14 protein-coding genes are annotated in these 16,925 nt (G+C 59.0%); 12 read left to right on the top strand and 2 right to left on the bottom strand.

What is annotated here, in order from left to right; genetic code table 11:
• Positions 1-165: 165 nt before the first annotated feature.
• Genes LJD17_RS18490 through LJD17_RS18480 form a run of 3 tightly spaced genes read left to right on the top strand, consistent with a single transcriptional unit; the run spans position 166 to position 3,121 of the window.
• Positions 166-714, top strand: a complete 549-nt coding sequence (locus LJD17_RS18490) for a FecR domain-containing protein (RefSeq protein WP_406600842.1) — start codon at positions 166-168, stop codon at positions 712-714.
• A gap of 40 nt (positions 715-754) precedes the next feature.
• Positions 755-2,641: a CHASE2 domain-containing protein gene (locus LJD17_RS18485; protein ID WP_227385747.1), complete on the top strand. Its 1,887-nt coding sequence runs from the start codon at positions 755-757 to the stop codon at positions 2,639-2,641.
• A 33-nt stretch (positions 2,642-2,674) separates the two neighbouring features.
• Positions 2,675-3,121 (top strand): GNAT family N-acetyltransferase, encoded by a 447-nt coding sequence (locus LJD17_RS18480; protein WP_227385686.1) that lies wholly within the window; start codon positions 2,675-2,677, stop codon positions 3,119-3,121.
• Between the two features lie 212 nt (positions 3,122-3,333).
• On the opposite strand, the gene LJD17_RS18475 is transcribed toward LJD17_RS18480, so the two are convergent.
• Together LJD17_RS18475 and LJD17_RS18470 are read right to left on the bottom strand one after the other, a co-directional pair.
• Positions 3,334-4,314, bottom strand: coding sequence for an ABC transporter substrate-binding protein (locus LJD17_RS18475; protein WP_227385685.1), 981 nt, complete (start codon positions 4,312-4,314; stop codon positions 3,334-3,336).
• A 187-nt stretch (positions 4,315-4,501) separates the two neighbouring features.
• On the bottom strand, positions 4,502-6,247 hold the full coding sequence (locus LJD17_RS18470; RefSeq protein ID WP_227385684.1) for an adenylate/guanylate cyclase domain-containing protein: 1,746 nt from the start codon (positions 6,245-6,247) through the stop codon (positions 4,502-4,504).
• A gap of 632 nt (positions 6,248-6,879) precedes the next feature.
• Between LJD17_RS18470 and LJD17_RS18465 the strand changes: the two genes are divergently transcribed.
• The 9 genes from LJD17_RS18465 to LJD17_RS18425 all read left to right on the top strand — a co-directional run bounded on the left by LJD17_RS18465 (position 6,880) and on the right by LJD17_RS18425 (position 16,907).
• Positions 6,880-8,229 carry an ABC transporter substrate-binding protein gene (locus tag LJD17_RS18465; protein WP_227385683.1) on the top strand — a complete coding sequence of 450 codons (1,350 nt, stop codon included), beginning with the start codon at positions 6,880-6,882 and terminating at the stop codon, positions 8,227-8,229.
• 219 nt (positions 8,230-8,448) lie between these two features.
• Entirely contained in the window at positions 8,449-9,675 is a 1,227-nt protein-coding gene (locus tag LJD17_RS18460) for a mandelate racemase/muconate lactonizing enzyme family protein (protein WP_227385682.1), read from the top strand.
• A gap of 40 nt (positions 9,676-9,715) precedes the next feature.
• The gene (locus LJD17_RS18455; RefSeq protein ID WP_227385681.1) at positions 9,716-11,317 is read left to right on the top strand and encodes a GMC family oxidoreductase; all 1,602 of its coding nucleotides are present in this window, start codon (positions 9,716-9,718) and stop codon (positions 11,315-11,317) included.
• A 12-nt stretch (positions 11,318-11,329) separates the two neighbouring features.
• Complete coding sequence (locus tag LJD17_RS18450; RefSeq protein ID WP_227385680.1) at positions 11,330-11,791, top strand: hypothetical protein; 462 nt, start codon at positions 11,330-11,332, stop codon at positions 11,789-11,791.
• Positions 11,792-11,821: 30 nt separating this feature from the next.
• On the top strand, positions 11,822-12,727 hold the full coding sequence (locus LJD17_RS18445; RefSeq protein ID WP_227385679.1) for a carbohydrate ABC transporter permease: 906 nt from the start codon (positions 11,822-11,824) through the stop codon (positions 12,725-12,727).
• Between the two features lie 110 nt (positions 12,728-12,837).
• The gene (locus LJD17_RS18440; protein ID WP_227385678.1) at positions 12,838-13,584 is read left to right on the top strand and encodes a carbohydrate ABC transporter permease; all 747 of its coding nucleotides are present in this window, start codon (positions 12,838-12,840) and stop codon (positions 13,582-13,584) included.
• 33 nt (positions 13,585-13,617) lie between these two features.
• Positions 13,618-14,304: a GntR family transcriptional regulator gene (locus tag LJD17_RS18435; RefSeq protein WP_227385677.1), complete on the top strand. Its 687-nt coding sequence runs from the start codon at positions 13,618-13,620 to the stop codon at positions 14,302-14,304.
• A gap of 76 nt (positions 14,305-14,380) precedes the next feature.
• Positions 14,381-15,466 (top strand): ABC transporter ATP-binding protein, encoded by a 1,086-nt coding sequence (locus tag LJD17_RS18430; RefSeq protein WP_227385676.1) that lies wholly within the window; start codon positions 14,381-14,383, stop codon positions 15,464-15,466.
• Positions 15,459-16,907, top strand: coding sequence for an aldehyde dehydrogenase family protein (locus LJD17_RS18425; protein ID WP_227385675.1), 1,449 nt, complete (start codon positions 15,459-15,461; stop codon positions 16,905-16,907). Before LJD17_RS18430 ends, LJD17_RS18425 begins: the two co-directional genes overlap by 8 nt.
• Positions 16,908-16,925: the final 18 nt, after the last annotated feature.

The raw sequence follows: 16,925 nt of genomic DNA, 5'->3' as shown, positions 1-16,925 counted from the left end.
TATTGGACCGAGAGGGCGGCTTCCACCCAACGAGATCAACCGCCTGCACTATCGTTACAAAATCAACGGGTCGGCGGATGACTCGATCTGCGACCTTATCCGTAGCATAATCCGGTCGCTGCCTGCCCCGAGCTTGTGCAGGCCCGACGGCTGCGGAGGAAGACCATGACATCGAGCTGGTCGAATCGTCGAGGGGGCCATCACACGCGAATTCTCGCGGCCTTCATGACCCTTCCCTGGCTTCTTCTTTCCGCATCGGCCTATGCTCAGGGTGTCGGATGCGTCGTCCAAACGGACTCCTCACGGCGGCAGGTGCTTCATTGCCGGGATGGCCTCTCCATCACCACTGAAGAAGGGGCCGACTTCACCGTGACCGACGACAACCGGGATGGTCGCCCGGACGGAGCTGTCCTCAGGCGGGGTGCCGTTTTAGTCGATGCTCCCTCCCCGTCCGTCAGACGCGGCTTTCAAATTCTGACCCCGCAGGCAGTTGCCGCCGTGCGTGGCACCCAATGGGCGGTTGATGTAGACGCCAACAAGACGGCTGTCTTCGTGGTCAGTGGGCGGGTATCCGTTCGACGGGTGCAGGGCGCCCGTAGCGTCAACCTTAACCCCGGGGAAGGCGTAGACGTCGATACGGGTACCGCGCCGTTGACGGTCAGACGTTGGCCGGCCGCGCGTGCTGCGGCCCTTCTCGCCCGGCTCGGGCGATAACGTGTCGACGAACTGGGAACGTCCGGTTGCGCTGGCCGCCATGATCGCAGCCGGCCTGTGGGGTGGAGCACTCGCTTCTGCTCATTGGAGCGGAGGAATTGCGGTTCTCGACCGGATCGAGGCGCCGCTTACGGATTTGCGCTTTCTGCTTCAGGGGCCACGTCCGCCACCGACTTCCGTTGTCATTGTCGCCATTGATGACCGCACGGCTCAGGAAGTGGGAGCCTATCCTCTCCCCAGAACAGTGATCGCCGACATCCTGACCGAACTGACACGCAAGAATCCGAAAGCGATCGCTTTGGATCTCCTGCTCGTTGATCGGAGCTTGAAGGAAAGCGACGAAAAGCTTGCCGCGGCCTTGCGCAAAATCCCAAGCATTCTCGCCGCCGCAGCGTTGTTCGACACCAAAGCCCAACCCACCTTCACCGAGGCGGGAAATGACCTCCTGAACCTGCCTCGCGCTCAAAACCTATTCCTCCCGTTACGGCTGTTCGCCGATGCAGCTGCTGTCGGGAGCGTCAATATCGCCACGGATCGATCGGGGGTCCCTCGCCACATCCCGCTCCTGCTCAACCTCAATGATCAGCTCGTTCCGTCCTTTCCATTGCGGACGATCTCCGTTGTGAAAGAGCGTAATCCGGTTCTCGGGGACAACATGATCGAGATCGGAGACACGCGGATCCGAACGGACATCGGCTACATGCTTCCTCTCCGCTTCTACGGGCCGGCTGGCACGATCCAGACCGTCAGCGCCAGCGATGTCCTGAACAATAGGGTAAAGGACGATGTCGTTCGCGATCGAATTGTTGTGATCGGCTCCACGGTCACTGGAGGCGGAGATGTTTTCCCGACACCCTTCGACCAGGTTTTGCCTGGAGCCGAGGTTCTGGCTACGGCCATTTCGAACCTGGCACAGGGAGACGCCCTCATCCGTGACCGTCGTGTTCGGATCATCGATGCAATGACGGCCACTATCCTTCCGATTCTCCTTGTCCTGCTTCTGGCCTGGCATCGCAGCACATGGGGATTTGCGATCATTGGGACAGTGGCGTTGCTCTGGATCGCCATTACGGTTGTGGCCTTCACACAAGGCATATGGCTCAGCGCCACATTGCCTCTTGCGGCGGCAGCGCCTCCGGCCATTCTTTTTGGAGCGATGCGCCTTTGGTCCGACCGCCGGAGGGCGGACGACCTCGCCCGGGAAGGAGATACGCTCAAACGGTTTCAACCGCCAAGCCTCGCCGAGCGTTTGGCACGCGATCCTGACTTTCTGGCAGATCCCGTTCATCAGAGAACGGCCATGGTGTTCATTGATCTCTCGGGCTTTACGGGGTTGAGCGAGACTTTGAATCTGGATGACATGCAGGAGATGCTGCGGGGCTTTCACACCTTGGTTGATGCGGAAACGGTCCGTCACCATGGCCTAGTGGCGAGTTTCATGGGCGACGGCGCCATGGCTCTTTTTGGTCTGCCCGAGCCGGCTCCTGATGACGCCGCGAATGCGGTTGCCGCATGCATCGGATTATGCGCTCGCATGGAGCCTTGGCTGGCCTCCCTGCCGGGGTCTGTCTCATCGCGTCTCGGCTTTAAGGTCGGCGCGCATTGCGGCGATATCATCGCTTCTCGTCTCGGGGGAGACAGTCACCAGCACATCACGGTTGTTGGAGATGCGGTGAATGTGGCGAGCCGGTTAATGGAAATTGCGGCCTTTCATCATGCCGAAGTGGCATTGAGCGACGAACTTCTGCGAAATGCGGGATCGGTCGCCACACTGCGTGGCGAAGGAATCCTCGAAGGACCATTCCCGACGGCGATCCGCGGTCGCTCCGGCTCCATCCCGATCTGGCTATGGCGAAAGTCACCGGCGCAAGCATCGCCTTTATCCGATGACCAAGCCCCTGATAATGATCAGCGAAGAACCGTCTAAGCCATTGATCAAGAATTCCAAGAGAAATTTGCCATGTCCGTGATCCGATCCGCCACTCCCGCCGACCTCCGAGCGGTGGAGGCTGCCGTGCGTGCAGCCTACGGCAGTTATGTCGTCCGCATCGGCAAGGAGCCAGGTCCGATGCAGGATGATTATGCAACCCTCATCGACCAAGGGCGTGTCTATGTTATCGACGATGGCGGGGTGGTGGGTGTCCTCGTCCTCATCCCAGAGCAAGAAGCCATGCTCCTCGACAACATCGCCGTGAAACCAGAGGTACAAGGAAAGGGTTATGGACGCCGGCTTCTGGCATTCGCCGAGGACGAGGCTCGCCGACATGGATTGAGACGCGTCCGGCTGTACACGAATGTTCTGATGGTCGAAAACCTCAGCCTTTATTCGAGCCTCGGTTATATCGAGACCCACCGGGGCGAGCAGAACGGGTACTCGCGTGTCTTCATGGAGAAGTCACTTCACTGACGGCTCTTTGCCATTGAACGCCAATCGGGTTTCCGAAAAGTCCATTTGTGGAAGGATCAGGTATGCCATGGCCATGGGCACTCCGAGGCGGTGACCACTCGTGGATATTCCCGACCTGCCGCCTGATCCATCGGAATCAGAATCTGGATTTTAGTTCGAGAGTCTGGTTTTTGAGCGATGCATCGCCATCCGTCCAGATCCGGCCTAGCGTCTTACTCGATCACCATGTCGGCGCTGCTGATCAGCGAGGGTGGAAATGTGACGCCCAGAAGGCCTGCGGTCTTCAGGTTAACAAACAGCTCGACCTTCGTGACCATCTGGACCGGCAGATCTGAAGGTTTCTCGCCTCGGAGAATCCGTCCGACGTAAAGACCCGCCCGGCGATGCGATTGCGTAAAGTCCCCGCCGTAGCTCATCAGTCCGCCCGCATTGGGGAAGTCACGCGACTGAGTGATCGCCGGCATGGAGTGACGAACGGCCAACTCGGCCAGCGGTTGGCTGCGGAACGCAAAATAGGGATCTGAGGTGAACACCAGCCCGCCCGCGCCCAAAGGAGCAAGGGCCGCAAACACTGCCGGGAACTCTTGCTCGGTGCTGGCCTGCAGAACGTGTAGCTTTACTCCGAGGGTCTCCGCAGCCATGTGGAGACTGCTCAGTTGCGAGTTGGCGGTTGGGCTCGTCGGATTGACCGCAACAGCGAACACGGAGGCATTCGGGAGCAATTCGCGCATGAATTCCAGCCGCTTGCGCGACACCTCCACGCTCAAGCTCGAGACACCCGTGAGATTGCCGACCGGATGGGACAGACTGTCGACCACTCCAAGGGCGACCGGATCGCCGCCCATCTCGAACACGATCGTGATCGCCTTGGTCGCCGCTTTTGCTGCAAGCGCCACGGGAGCGCCTCCCGTCGCAGCGATGACTGCCACATTGCGGCCGACGAGGTCCGCAGCGAGCGCAGGCAGACGACCATACTCGCCTTCTGCCCATCGATACTCGATCGTGACATTGCGGCCCTCGACATAGCCGCTCTCGGCAAGTCCTTCCTGAAACGCTTTAAGGCGACTGGCAAAGGGCCCAGGCGACTCGGGACTGAGATACCCGACAACCGGCAGCGCCGGCGACTGCGCGTGAGCCCGGCGGGTCCATACTGCCGCGCCACCAAGCACTCCGAGGACATCCCGCCGCCTCATGCGTCCAGCCTCCCGGCTCGGAAGAGCGCTTCCAACGTAAGGGCGGATATGGACCCTGATGCCATGTTTTCGTCCCTTGGAACACTTCGCATAATCCGGACGACTGCGGGTATCATAACCGCGAAGTGCGCATCATGAAACCTGCCTTGCCAGCCTCGGAAGAGCCGTTATCCGCAGAAGAACGCAACTAGGCAGCGCGCGGGCTCGTATCGAACGGGATGCCGAAGACCGGCAATTCTTCATCATAGCCCTTAAGAAGGCGCGGCCCGAGTGGATTTACGACCCGCTTGCCCATGACGGCCTCGGCGACTGCCGCGTCCGCCAGGATCTCTCGGTCCGCGGCGGAGGCACACAGCCGCGCCGCGAGATTCACCACGCTGCCGATGGCCGTGTAGTCGAACCGGCTTTCGTATCCGATCCGGCCAACGGTAGCCGGTCCCAGAGCGAGCCCCACGCCGAACCCGACCCGATAGCCTTGCGCCTGCCAGCCGACGATGAGCTCCTGCACGGCGCGCTGCATCTCTGCCGCGAGGTCCACGGCAAGCAATGCGGGCTCCTCGACCGGAACGGGCGCGTTGACAAGCACCATTAAGCCGTCGCCCGAGAAGCTCGTCAGCGTCGCGGCGTACTTGGTGATGATCCGTCCGAGCGCCTCGTAGTACTGCGACAGGACATTCATCACCTCCTCCGGTTCGGCGCGCGCGGAGAAAGCCGTGAACCCGCGCAGGTCCCCGAACACGACCACGACCTCGGTATGCCGGCCTTCCAGCACGCCATCGTCCCCTTTACGGTCGACGAGTTCGGCCACCTGCGGGGCGAGGAATCGCTTGAGCTTGGCGATGCGCTCCTGGCGCTCTTGTGAGACAGCGAGGTCGGCTGTCATGGCGTTGAAGCTCTCGGCGAGCCGCTGGAGCTCGTCCCCTGTCCGGATGTCGATGCGATGGTCAAAGTGACCCGCGCCGATGCGCTGCGTTCCCACTTCGAGCCGGCGGATCGGGTCGATCATCCGCCGGGCCAACGCGAAGGCAAGCAGGCCCGCGAAGGCCGCACCGGTGAGGAGGAGACCTGCGGTCCGCCACAGGGCCGCGTAGATCGGCCCGAATGCCTCGGAGAGCGGCTGCTCGACGACGACCGTCCAGCCGGGTCCGGCGACCGGCGCAGCGGCAGCGGCCACGAACTTGCCTTGTGCGTCTCGACCCGTCGCGAACCTGGCGCCGCTGCGGATGATCTCCTCACGGATCGTTCGAAACGGGATAAGCGTCTCGTCGTCGGCTCCACGAAGGACCAAACTGATGTCCGGATGGGCGACGAGCCGACCGGGCCCATCGAGCACGAAGGCAAGTCCTGTATCGCCGACCTTGATGGCCGAGATGACATCCCAGATCAGCTTGAGGTTGACCTCCGCGACCGCGATGCCGACGGACGGACGGTTGCCCGAGATCGCTACCGTCAGGTAGGGCTCGGAGCCGCGGAAGTAGCTGAGTTCGCCATACCAGATCCGGGACGCGCGGGCGCCCTGCACGGCGGGCTCGCCCGATCGGTCCGTGCGGCTCTCGCTCCGATTGAGGCCGATCCGCGAGACGTAAAGACGCTCGCGTCCGGCGCCGTCCACGAAGGTCAGGCTGACGATCGCCGGCACCTGCCGGAGGAGCCGCAGAGCGTCTGTCCGTCGGCGCTCGTCGGGCTCGTCGGTCCACGGGAGCTGGACCAGCCAACCGAGCTGGTTCGTGATCTCGTCCAGGAAAGCCTGGATCTTCGCCGCGGCAGACCGCGCCTCGACGCCGAGGAGCTGATCGAGCCGCGCGCGCTGGTCCCGGTAGCCAAACCACGCCTCGCTGATTCCATGGGCGGCGAGCGGAACAACCACAGCCAGAAAGAGTGCCAGGAAGTACTTCCGGAAGAGCCCACGGAAGCGCAGGCGCTGCCTGATCATGACCCACGGACCTCAGCCTGCCCGGTTCGCGGAGAACTGGGCCTATCTGGCGGAATTCGCGCGATCAAAGGCATCGGGTCGGTTGGAGATCCCTGAACAGCCCGTGCGACGGTCATTCCATCACCATATCGGAACGGGCGATGTGCTCCGATGGCCTTATCAGCCAGCGGCTGGGGGCGGTATGGAGATTGGGAGATACCCCGAAATAGGCTGGCATTCGAAGAACGAAGCCAAGGAGCACCGGCCCCTCCTGCGCCCTGGAGTCATGTCCGGTCGTGGGCATGGACCAGATTATACAGGCAAGCGTGGTCCTCTGCACGGGAGTATCCGCTCGCTGGCGACGAGGCTGCTCAGAAACACAACAATCGGATCGCGGCATAGCTTACTGACGTGGCGGATCCTAAGCCCGCCCGGATAGGTCATTTCCCTCATAGAGAGATCAGGGCGATGGCTGAGACATCGCCCCCTCCTGCGGGCCCCCGGTGGTGAACAACAGACGGCACCGCAATGATATCTCAGAGCCAAATTGGCACTTAACAGCAACTTGACAGTCTGGGTGAGTCTATTCGATATTCTATAGAATATATAAATCAGCGTTGATCTAAATCTAAACGCGTGACTGGGAGGATCCTGTGAAACTGCCAATGGTTAAGATGAAAAGCCGGCCACCCGTGCTGGCAAATCTCATGTGCGCTGCCGTTTTGATGGTGGCACCGGTCGGAACTGCCTATGCTCAGGGCGCAAGCAGTCCAAACGCACCCGCTGAAATCAAAATCATGGCGAACGAGGCGTTCGCCAATAGCTGGCAAACCCAGCTCGTGCCAGAATTCAATAAACGGTTCCCGAATGTGAAAGTTGTCATTGACGGCGTTCCCTACGCGGAGCTGCTGCCGAAGATGATGCTTGACGCAGTCAATGCCGACCCCGAGTACGACATTCTCGTGATTGACGACCCCTGGGTGCCGCAACTCGCTGCGATCGGAGCCCTTGCGGATCTCAAGAGCAAGGACATCGCTGCAATCACGAGCCCGGACTACGATTGGAGCGACTTCAACACGGCGCCGCTGGCAGCCGGCGAGTGGAAGGGAAAGCAGTATGCGGTCCCGGTCCGCTCGAACATGCTGCTCATGTTCTATAATCGTACGCTGTATAAGAAAGCCGGCGTCCCAGAGCCAACGCCGAACCTAACTTGGGACGAGTTCTTCAAACAAGCCAAGACGTTGGTGCAGGACACCAACGGAGACGGCAAGGAGGACGCCTGGGCCGTCGACACCTACTTCGTGCGCGACTCTCTTACTCCAACCATCTGGCAAGCGATACTCAACTCGAACGGCGGCAAGCTGCTCGACGAGACGGGAGCTCCCGCCTTCAATAACGAGGCCGGCGCAAAGGCTCTCGATATGCACAAGGATCTGGCAAAATACGGTCCTCCCGGAGTTATCGGGCACGGATATTCCGAGGCACTTCAGGCCTTCCGCCAGGCGAAAGTCGCCGTGATGTTCAACTGGGGAAGCGTCTACAAAGCAACGGCCATTGATGCAAATACGACGACGCTGAAGGAGGAAGAAGTTGGCATTCAGGTGATGCCGGTGGGATCCGCACGTGCAGGAACGCACCGTGGCATCTGGAACGCAGGCATCAGCAGCAAAACCGACAACCTGCAAGCATCGTGGACCTTCCTCCAGTGGCTGTCGTCCAAAGAAGGCGAGAAGGTCAATGCCTCATTGCTAGGGTCCTTCCCCGCGCGGAAATCTACGCTTGGAAGCAAGCCGGAAGAGAAATGGCTGGAGCCTGTCTACCGCACGCTTCAGCAATCTTATGAGCTGGCCGCAGAAGGGGAAATGTGGCGAATCCGTAGCCCGAAGTCCAATGCCGCACAACAGATACTCGCCGACGAAGTCGCCCGCGCGATTGCAGGTCAGGTGAGCACGAAGGAGGCCCTTCAGGCCGCCGCAACCAAGATCAAGTCCACGCTCAAGTGACAGCATCTCAAATCCGCGGGCATCACCCATGCCCGCGGACCGCCCTGTGAGGGGATCAGGCCCAGACGCCTTGAAGGATTGCAACTCCTCAGGTCAGTCATCCCCACAACCTGGAAACAGCCGAGAAGCCGACCCAGCGGCGCCCGACGGGCGGCTTAACGTCAACTAAAATGCACGAACGGACGAGTTTCATCGCGCCGTGATCAATCGAGGAAGACAATGCCGAAGAACGCAATCATAAGCGAGATCAAGACGCTTTCCTGCAGCAACTCGTGGCGCAACTACAATTTTCTCAAGATCACGACCGAAGACGGAACTGTCGGCTGGAGCGAATTCGATGAGAATTTTGGATCTCCAGGCGTTTCCGATGTGATACGGCAAATTGGCCACCGGCTGATCGGCCAAAGTGCTATGAACCATGAACATATCCGGGAAGATCTGCGTGATTGCACGCGACCCGGATCGGGCGGCGTTGTCGGGCAGGCTCTTGGGGCGATTGAAAACGCCCTCCTCGACGTGAAGGCGAAAACGCTCGATGTTCCTTGCCATGTCCTTCTTGGCGGAAAGATTCGCGACAAGGTTCGGGTATACTGGTCACACTGCGTGTCCTATCGTACTCGCATCGAGCATTTTACTCCTGGCATCACTGACGTCGACGGCGTCCGGCAAATCGGGCGTGAAGTCGGAGAGAAAGGCTTCACCGCGCTCAAGACGAACATCTTCCATTATGATGCTCAAGACAGAATTAGCGGCTGGTCGCCGGGCTTCGGCCGGCCCCATGACCCCGCCCGAAATGTCGAGCGCAAGACCCTGAAGGACCTACGCAAGCACCTCGAAATCATGCGCGAAGCCGCAGGACCGGACATGGATATCCTGCTGGATCTTAACTTCAATGCCAAAACCGAAGGCTATCTGAAGTTGCTGCGGGAAATCGACGATATGGATCTTTTCTGGGTCGAAATTGATACGCTCGACCCAAAAGCGCTGGCATACATCCGGTCGCAAACCAAGCATCCAATCTCGTCCTGCGAGACATTGATCGGATTGCAGCAGTTTCTCCCTTTCTTCCGCGAGCAGGCCGTGGACGTGGCCATCATCGACACTCCTTGGAACGGTGTTTGGCAGTCGCTCAAGATCGCAGCGGCGGCTGATGCTTATGAGATGAATGTGGCGCCTCATAATTTTTATGGGCATCTGTGCACGATGATGAATGCGCACTTCAGTGCCGTCGTCCCCAATATGCGAATCATGGAAACGGATATCGACCGCGTTGCATGGGATGCCGAGCTGTTCACCCATGTTCCGGTTTACAGGGATGGGTATCTGATCATCCCCGACCGGCCGGGCTGGGGGACGGAGCCAAACGAGGCTGCGATGCAAGCGTATCCGCCAACGGACTCCGTCGGGCCAGCCAAAAAGACACCGATTCCAAGACTCTCTGTCTGACACAGTTGCGGAACTGCGAGCAATTGGAGTTCAGTGTCCCATGAGAAACGAAACTGTAGACGTCCTGATCATCGGAGCAGGTGCCTCAGGAGCAGCCGTCGCCTGGAGCCTGGCGGATACTAAGATGCGTATCCTATGCCTGGAGCAGGGAGATTGGCCCCGGTCCTCGGACTTTCCCAGCGCTAGTCGGGACTGGGAGGCCCAGCAGTCAGAAGACTATTCGATCAGCCCGAACCGAAGGGGATTGGCTGCGGACTATCCGATCAACGAAGATGACACACCCATCAAGATCGCCAACTACAACGGCGTCGGCGGTGGTACCGTGTTCTACGCCGGACATTTTCCCCGCCTGCACCCCTCCGACTTTCGCGTCCGCACTCTCGATGGCGTGGCCGACGATTGGCCTATCGATTACCGGACGCTTGAGCCATTCTACGCCTTGAACGACCAAATGATGGGCGTTGCAAGTCTCGCGGGTGATCCCGCCTATCCGCCGAAGGAGGCCATTATGCCTCCTATCCCTCTTGGCCTGACAGGTGAAAAGCTAGGCAAGGCGATGAACGATCTCGGATGGCACTGGTGGCCGTCCGACAGCGCGATCACGACCCAGGAGTATCAAGGCCGCGCGCCGTGCATCAACCTCGGCTTATGCGGAGCTGGCTGTGCGCAAGGCGCAAAAGCGAGCACGGACGTCACATACTGGCCCGAGGCCGTGCGGGCACGGATTGAGCTTCGTACGCGATGCCGGGTAAGCAGAATAGAGACAAACAGCGATGGCATGGCAACCGGCGCCTATTACTTCGATCCGGCCGGTCAAGAGCGGTTCCAGCCCGCCGAGATCGTTATCATGGCCTGCAACGGCATCGGAACGCCCAGAATCCTCCTGAACTCAGCCTCCGAGCGCTTTCCAACCGGGCTCGCAAACGCGAGTGGCTTGGTCGGGAAGAACCTGATGTTCCATCCTTATGCCCAGATCCGAGGACATTTCGACGAGCCCCTTGACGGCTACCGTGGCCCGCCGATCTGCGTCTGGAGCATGGAGTTCTATGAGACAGATCCAGCGCGCGGCTTCAAACGGGGCTATTCCTACCAATTCTCTCGTGGACTAGGACCGGTCCGGACAGCAATCAACGGTCTGGCCGACGGCCTTTTGCCATGGGGAGAAGGTCATCATGCGGCTTTCCGCCGACTCTTCTGTCGTAGCGCAGGAATGGTCTCGATCTGTGAAGACCTGCCAGAGGAGATCAACAGAGTAACCCTCGATCCCCATCTGAAAGACGCCAACGGGATCCCGGCGCCGAAGATCACGTACAGGATCGGCGAGAATACTCAACGCATGTTGGATCACTCGGTCGCTCGCGGCATTGAGATCCTGAAGACCGCCGGTGCACGCGACATTACCTACAGATCACCCTTGCCCTATGCTGGCTGGCATCTGATGGGGACAGCTCGCATGGGCAAGGATCCGCGGCGGTCGGTCGTGAATGAATGGGGGCGCGCTCACGACGTAAAAAATCTCTTCATCGTTGATGGCAGCATTTTCGTCACATCGGGTGGGGTTAACCCAACCGCAACGATCCAGGCCGTCGCCTTGTACATTGCCGACCAGATCAAGACCCGCATCTATGACCTGTTCAGCTAAGCGGAGATCATCGTGTTCTCTCTTCTACCCGCCGTCGACGAACTCACTGGGCCCGAACAGGAAACTCTTCGCTGTGTCGTCAGCCATATGATCCCTCCCAGCGAGGAACTAGGGCTGCCAGGCGCCACCGATCCGGCGATCTTCGCCGACATTCTGCGGTCGATCGGCCGCGATCTGCCCGCGCTCCGTCGCTCTCTACAGACCGTCAATGAGATGGCGGGCGGACCGTTAAACACGCTGCCTTCGTCCGAGCAGTCGGCGGTGCTTGGTACCCTCCGTTCATCCCATGCCGATTTAGCAGGAATTCTCGAAACCGTAACTGTGCGATGCTACTATCGTGACGACAGGGTCATGACCTCGCTGGGGATGGAGGCCCGGCCGCCTTTTCCACTTGGTTTCGAAGTTCCCCAGGGCGACTGGTCCCTATTGGAGCCGGTTCGTCTGCGCGGCAAGATTTATCGTGACGTCGATTAGACCGGAAGGCCTCTCTTGACTGCGAACCTCATGATCCAAAACACACGCGACGAAACACTAGGAAGAGCAGCCGATCTGGCGACGCGATGGTCGTTCATGATGCCATCGATCATTCTTTTGCTGGTCACGCTCGCCTACCCGATCTTCTACACGATCGACATCAGCTTCTCGACATTCGACATCACCACGTTCGGCGCGGGCGAGTGGGTCGGCTGGGCCAACTATGAAGAGGTGCTAAACGACTATCGCTTCTGGGACGCTCTCAAAGTGACCCTAGTCTATCTCGTTATCGCACTCCCGCTCCAAGTCACCCTTGGCTTCGCGATCGCCTTCCTGATCAATGCCGAGTGGACCGGGCGCGGAATGGTCCGAGCGCTGTTCATCATTCCAATGGTCGTAGCCCCTGTCGTCGCCGGGGGGATCTGGCGCATGATCCTTGATCCATTGTGGGGGCTTATGAACTATGCACTCCAGAGCATTAGCATCGGCCCGCTGGATTGGTTCGGAGATCCAAATCTCGCGATGGCCGCGGTTATCATCATCGACACTTGGCGGTGGACCCCATTTATCGTTCTCATCGCTACGGCTGCGCTTCTGGCGCTGCCAAAGGACGTCTTTGAAGCCGCGAAGATCGACGGAGCCAATTGGTGGGCAACACTCTGGTCGATCGCGCTCCCGCTGCTTATCCCGATCATCACTGCCACCTTCGTGATCCGCTGGCTCGGTGCCGTAAAGATGTTCGATATCGTTCTGGCTGCGACCTACGGAGGCCCGGGCAAAGCCACGAATGTCCTCAACCTGTTTATCTACGAAGAAGCCTTCCGATCCCTCAGGTTTGCGGAATCCTCCGCCATGGCCGTGATCGTGCTGGTTCTGACGATGGTTCTGACCGGGATCTTTCTTTATGGCAGCCGGAAGCTGGAGAAACGATTTTGACCGCATTGGCTACATCCACTCCCCGCCGCCCATCAGGGCAATTCGGTCACCGAATTCGGGTTGTCTCCGGAGTTGTAATTACCCTGCTCTTCCTGTTTCCGGTATTCTGGATGGTCCTGACCTCCTTCAAGCAACAGGTTGATATTTTCACAAGCCCGCCAAAGTTCTTCTTCACCCCAACCATTGCCACCTATGTGGAGTATTTTCGGCGAGCGGACATTGAACGGCGCCTGATCAACACGGTCATCGTAGCCGCAGGGTCCGGCCTCCTGTCGATTGTGGTGGGGACGATGGCGGGCTACGCGCTGGCTCGCATCCGATTGCGTGGTGGAGCAACCTTCGGGGTTCTTATTCTCCTGTCTCGGGGTGTGCCCCCCATAGCGCTCGCCGTCCCGATGTTTCTGGTGGCACGCCAGCTCGGCCTGACCGATAAGCACATTACGCTCATCTTGGCCTATAGCACCTTCCTGATTCCTTACGTCATGTGGCTGATGCGGAGCTTCTTTCTCTCTCTGCCGCTAGAGCTTGAGGAGTCGGCCATGATCGACGGCTGCTCGCGATATGGAGCGTTTTTCAAGATCATCTTGCCGATCTCGCTGCCCGGCCTGATCTCAACGCTGATATTCAGCATGATCTTGGCCTGGGAGGAGCTCCTTTTCGCATTGGTTTTAACAAACCGAGTCGCCTCAACGATTCCTGTCGCGATCGCGGGAATTGCCGGAGATACCATCAACGGCGCAAATTGGGGCGCCTTGACTGCTGTCGGAACCATCACGGTGGTGCCGGTCGTCATCTTCGCCCTGCTGGTCCAAAAGTGGCTGATACGGGGGTTAGCCGACGGAGCCACAAAAGGCTAGGCGCCACGAACCTGGCCCACACGGGAATATCTCATGGAACATCCAAATATCTACGTCACCAAGACAGAAATAGCCCGGCGCCATATCAAGGAGATGGTGCTGTCAGGGACCGTCCGGCCAGGAGACCGTATCACGACACGTGAGGTCTCCACCGCTCTTGGAATCAGCGAAACGCCGATCCGCGAAGCGATCCGAAGCCTCGAGTCGGAGGGTTGGCTGGAAGTCCAGAGCCACGTTGGAGCTGTCGTTAAGGGGCTTCACGCGGATCAAATTCGAGAAGTCAGCGCATTGCGCGGGCGCATTTGCGAACTCGCAATCGAGTTAGGCGCGCCTAACTTCACCGAAGCACGCTTAGAGAGGATCGACGACGTCATCGAAGCTCTGGATGGGGCGCTGGCCAGTGGGGACTTCCAACTCTTCGCGTCCAAGAACTATGAGTTTCACGAGCTTCTTTGCGACAACCCGCAATCACCTTTGTGCTACCGCCTCCTGAATAACATGCTTGGGCTGATGTCGAGCCAACGCCATGGTCTTCCTCCGCAACGCAAGCGGTTGGAGGAGGCCCAGAAGGAGCATCGGCGGATCCGAGATCTCCTGCGTGCCGGAGATTTCACGGCTGCCGCCAAGATGGCAAGGGAGCACGAGAGGATTACCGGCGATTTTCTCATTAGGGCTATGAAGGATGCATCCGCTCCAAGGACACGCGATCCAGAAGTCTAGCGAACGCACTTCGAATGGCGCCTGAAAGGCCAGTCTGTTTGGCTACCCAGGCAGGAATATAGCGGAAGGATCTACAATGGGTACGGTCGACATTCGTAATGTCCGAAAATCATATGGTAACGTCGAGGTTCTACACGGCGTCTCACTGCACATCGAAGACGGCGAATTCGTTGCCCTCGTCGGGCCATCCGGTTGCGGCAAGTCAACATTGTTGCGGATGATCGCTGGCCTGGAAGATGTCACGGCAGGCGATATCGTCATTGGTGACCGGGTCGTGAACCACGTCGCACCGAAAGATCGCAACATTGCCATGGTGTTTCAGAATTACGCTCTTTATCCGCATATGAACGTCCGTGACAATATGGGATTCGCGTTGCGCCAGCGGCGGACCCCCAAGCCGGAGATTGAAAACCGCGTCAACAGCGCCGCCCGCATCCTGGGACTTGAGCATTTGCTCGACCGTAAGCCGCGCGCCCTCTCCGGCGGCCAGCGCCAGAGGGTAGCAATGGGCCGGGCCATCGTCCGCGAACCCAATGTATTCCTGTTCGATGAGCCTCTGTCGAATTTGGATGCAAAGCTGCGCGTTCAGATGCGCTCCGAGATCAAAGAGCTCCATCAGCGCCTAGGGACCACGACTGTCTATGTGACCCATGATCAGATCGAGGCCATGACGCTCGCAGACAGGGTCGTCGTCATGAATGGCGGCGTGATCGAGCAGCAAGGGCCGCCGCTTGAACTCTATGACAACCCAGCCAGTCGCTTCGTCGCCGCCTTTATCGGCTCGCCTCCTATGAACTTTATCGAAGGAACCGTCATAGACGCATCTGCCCTTTGCCTCGACGATGGAACAAAGCTCCAGCTGCCGATGACAGACCTTGCGAGTCAAACACGCGTGACGATTGGAGTCCGGCCCGAACACTTTGAGCTTTCGAGCGCGGGGTGGCCGGCAACGGTCTCGATTGTCGAACCGACTGGTTCCGAAACCCAAATCACGGCGCGCATAGGCGGTCAAATTGTCCGGGTCCTCATTCGAGGCCGAACATTCGTGCGACCTGGCGAGGTAATCCACCTGACCGTACCTGCTGATTTCGTCCATATTTTCGATGACGACGGGGCGCACGGCATTCAGGTTGGTACCCGGGGAGCCAAAAAATATGCTTGAGCTAAGAAGGTTCTACATCGACGGCCGCTGGGTTTCGACGCGATCGACGGTCGAGCATGTACTGATCAATCCGTCTACGGAAGAGTCTGTCGGCGTTGTCTCTCTGGGCAACTCAGATGATGTGAACGCTGCTGTCGCAGCAGCCAGGTCCGCATTTCCCGCCTGGTCATCGACCGACCTTGTAGATCGGATTGATCTCATCAAACGGATTCACGCTATCTATTCCGCGAGAATCGAGGAAATCGCTGATGCGATTTCAACGGAAATGGGCGCTCCGATTGACTTGGCCCGTACGCGGCAGGCGCCTGCCGCTGCGCGGCATATGGTGAATTTCCTTGAGGCGGTGAAGACCTTTAAATTTGCTCGCCCACTCGGCGATCATGCTCCGCATGACCGGATCCTGATGGAGCCAATCGGGGTCGCGGGCCTGATTACCCCATGGAACTGGCCAATGCATCAGGTTGCGCTAAAGGTCATTCCGGCAATGCTCTCTGGCTGCACAATGGTCTTGAAACCTTCGGAGTACGCCCCGTTATCGTCGGCACTACTCGCCGAAATCATCGATGACGCCGGCGCTCCGGCAGGGGTGTTCAACCTCGTATACGGCGATGGCGAGACTGTCGGGAATGCCTTGGTTTCGCATCCCGATGTCGCGATGATCAGTTTTACAGGGTCCACGGGAGCAGGACGAAAGGTGCTCAAAGGCGCGGCAGACACCTTCAAACGCGTTGCGTTGGAACTCGGCGGCAAGGGCGCGAATCTCGTGTTCGAGGATGCGGACGAGCAGGCCGTCGAACGTGGGGTTCGGCAGTGCTTTTCGAACAGTGGGCAGAGTTGTAATGCGCCGACGCGAATGCTTGTCGAACGCTCAATTTACGATGAAGCCGTCGAGCAAGCTCGGAAAGTGGCCGAAACTATCTCTGTTGGGGCATCTGATATGCCTGGTCCGCACATCGGACCAGTGGTGTCTGCTCGCCAATTCGAGCGGATACAGTCGTTGATCCAGATTGGGATCCGCGAGGGCGGGCGGCTCGTAACAGGGGGATTGGGACGGCCCTCGGATTTCAACAAAGGCTACTTCGTCCGTCCAACCATATTCGCGGATGTATCGAACAGCATGACCATTGCTCAAGAGGAGATATTTGGGCCCGTCCTATCGATCATCCCGTTTGAGACCGAAGATGAAGCGGTAGAGATCGCCAATTCGACTCCCTACGGTCTCACGAACTACGTGCAAAGCCAGAATGGTGAGAAGCGAAACCGCGTAGCGCGGCGGTTGCGTTCGGGAATGGTCGAGATGAACGGACAGCCACGTGGCGCAGGAGCTCCCTTCGGCGGTGTTCTGCACTCCGGGGGTGCCCGTGAGGGCGGTGTCTGGGGCCTTGAAGAGTTTATGATCGTCAAATCCGTGTCCGGATGGGGAGATGAGCCTCTCCGTTAGGCGCAAACCTGAATTGAT

The sequence above is a fragment of the Microvirga rosea genome (assembly GCF_020595095.1).
GTDB classification, from domain to species: domain Bacteria; phylum Pseudomonadota; class Alphaproteobacteria; order Rhizobiales; family Beijerinckiaceae; genus Microvirga; species Microvirga rosea.
The sequence above is the reverse complement of the archived record's forward strand: the minus strand, read 5'-3'. Positions and strand labels throughout refer to the sequence as shown.

Excerpts from the sequence above, each read along its gene's own strand:
- LJD17_RS18455 (WP_227385681.1), top strand. The coding sequence starts at position 9,716 with ATGAGAAACGAAACTGTAGACGTCCTGATCATCGGAGCAGGTGCCTCA.
- LJD17_RS18440 (WP_227385678.1), top strand. The coding sequence starts at position 12,838 with ATGGTCCTGACCTCCTTCAAGCAACAGGTTGATATTTTCACAAGCCCG.
- LJD17_RS18480 (WP_227385686.1), top strand. The coding sequence starts at position 2,675 with ATGTCCGTGATCCGATCCGCCACTCCCGCCGACCTCCGAGCGGTGGAG.
- LJD17_RS18430 (WP_227385676.1), top strand. The coding sequence starts at position 14,381 with ATGGGTACGGTCGACATTCGTAATGTCCGAAAATCATATGGTAACGTC.
- LJD17_RS18460 (WP_227385682.1), top strand. The coding sequence starts at position 8,449 with ATGCCGAAGAACGCAATCATAAGCGAGATCAAGACGCTTTCCTGCAGC.
- LJD17_RS18490 (WP_406600842.1), top strand. The coding sequence starts at position 166 with ATGACATCGAGCTGGTCGAATCGTCGAGGGGGCCATCACACGCGAATT.
- LJD17_RS18470 (WP_227385684.1), bottom strand. The coding sequence starts at position 6,247 with ATGATCAGGCAGCGCCTGCGCTTCCGTGGGCTCTTCCGGAAGTACTTC.
- LJD17_RS18445 (WP_227385679.1), top strand. The coding sequence starts at position 11,822 with ATGATCCAAAACACACGCGACGAAACACTAGGAAGAGCAGCCGATCTG.
- LJD17_RS18425 (WP_227385675.1), top strand. The coding sequence starts at position 15,459 with ATGCTTGAGCTAAGAAGGTTCTACATCGACGGCCGCTGGGTTTCGACG.
- LJD17_RS18485 (WP_227385747.1), top strand. The coding sequence starts at position 755 with ATGATCGCAGCCGGCCTGTGGGGTGGAGCACTCGCTTCTGCTCATTGG.
- LJD17_RS18435 (WP_227385677.1), top strand. The coding sequence starts at position 13,618 with ATGGAACATCCAAATATCTACGTCACCAAGACAGAAATAGCCCGGCGC.
- LJD17_RS18475 (WP_227385685.1), bottom strand. The coding sequence starts at position 4,314 with ATGAGGCGGCGGGATGTCCTCGGAGTGCTTGGTGGCGCGGCAGTATGG.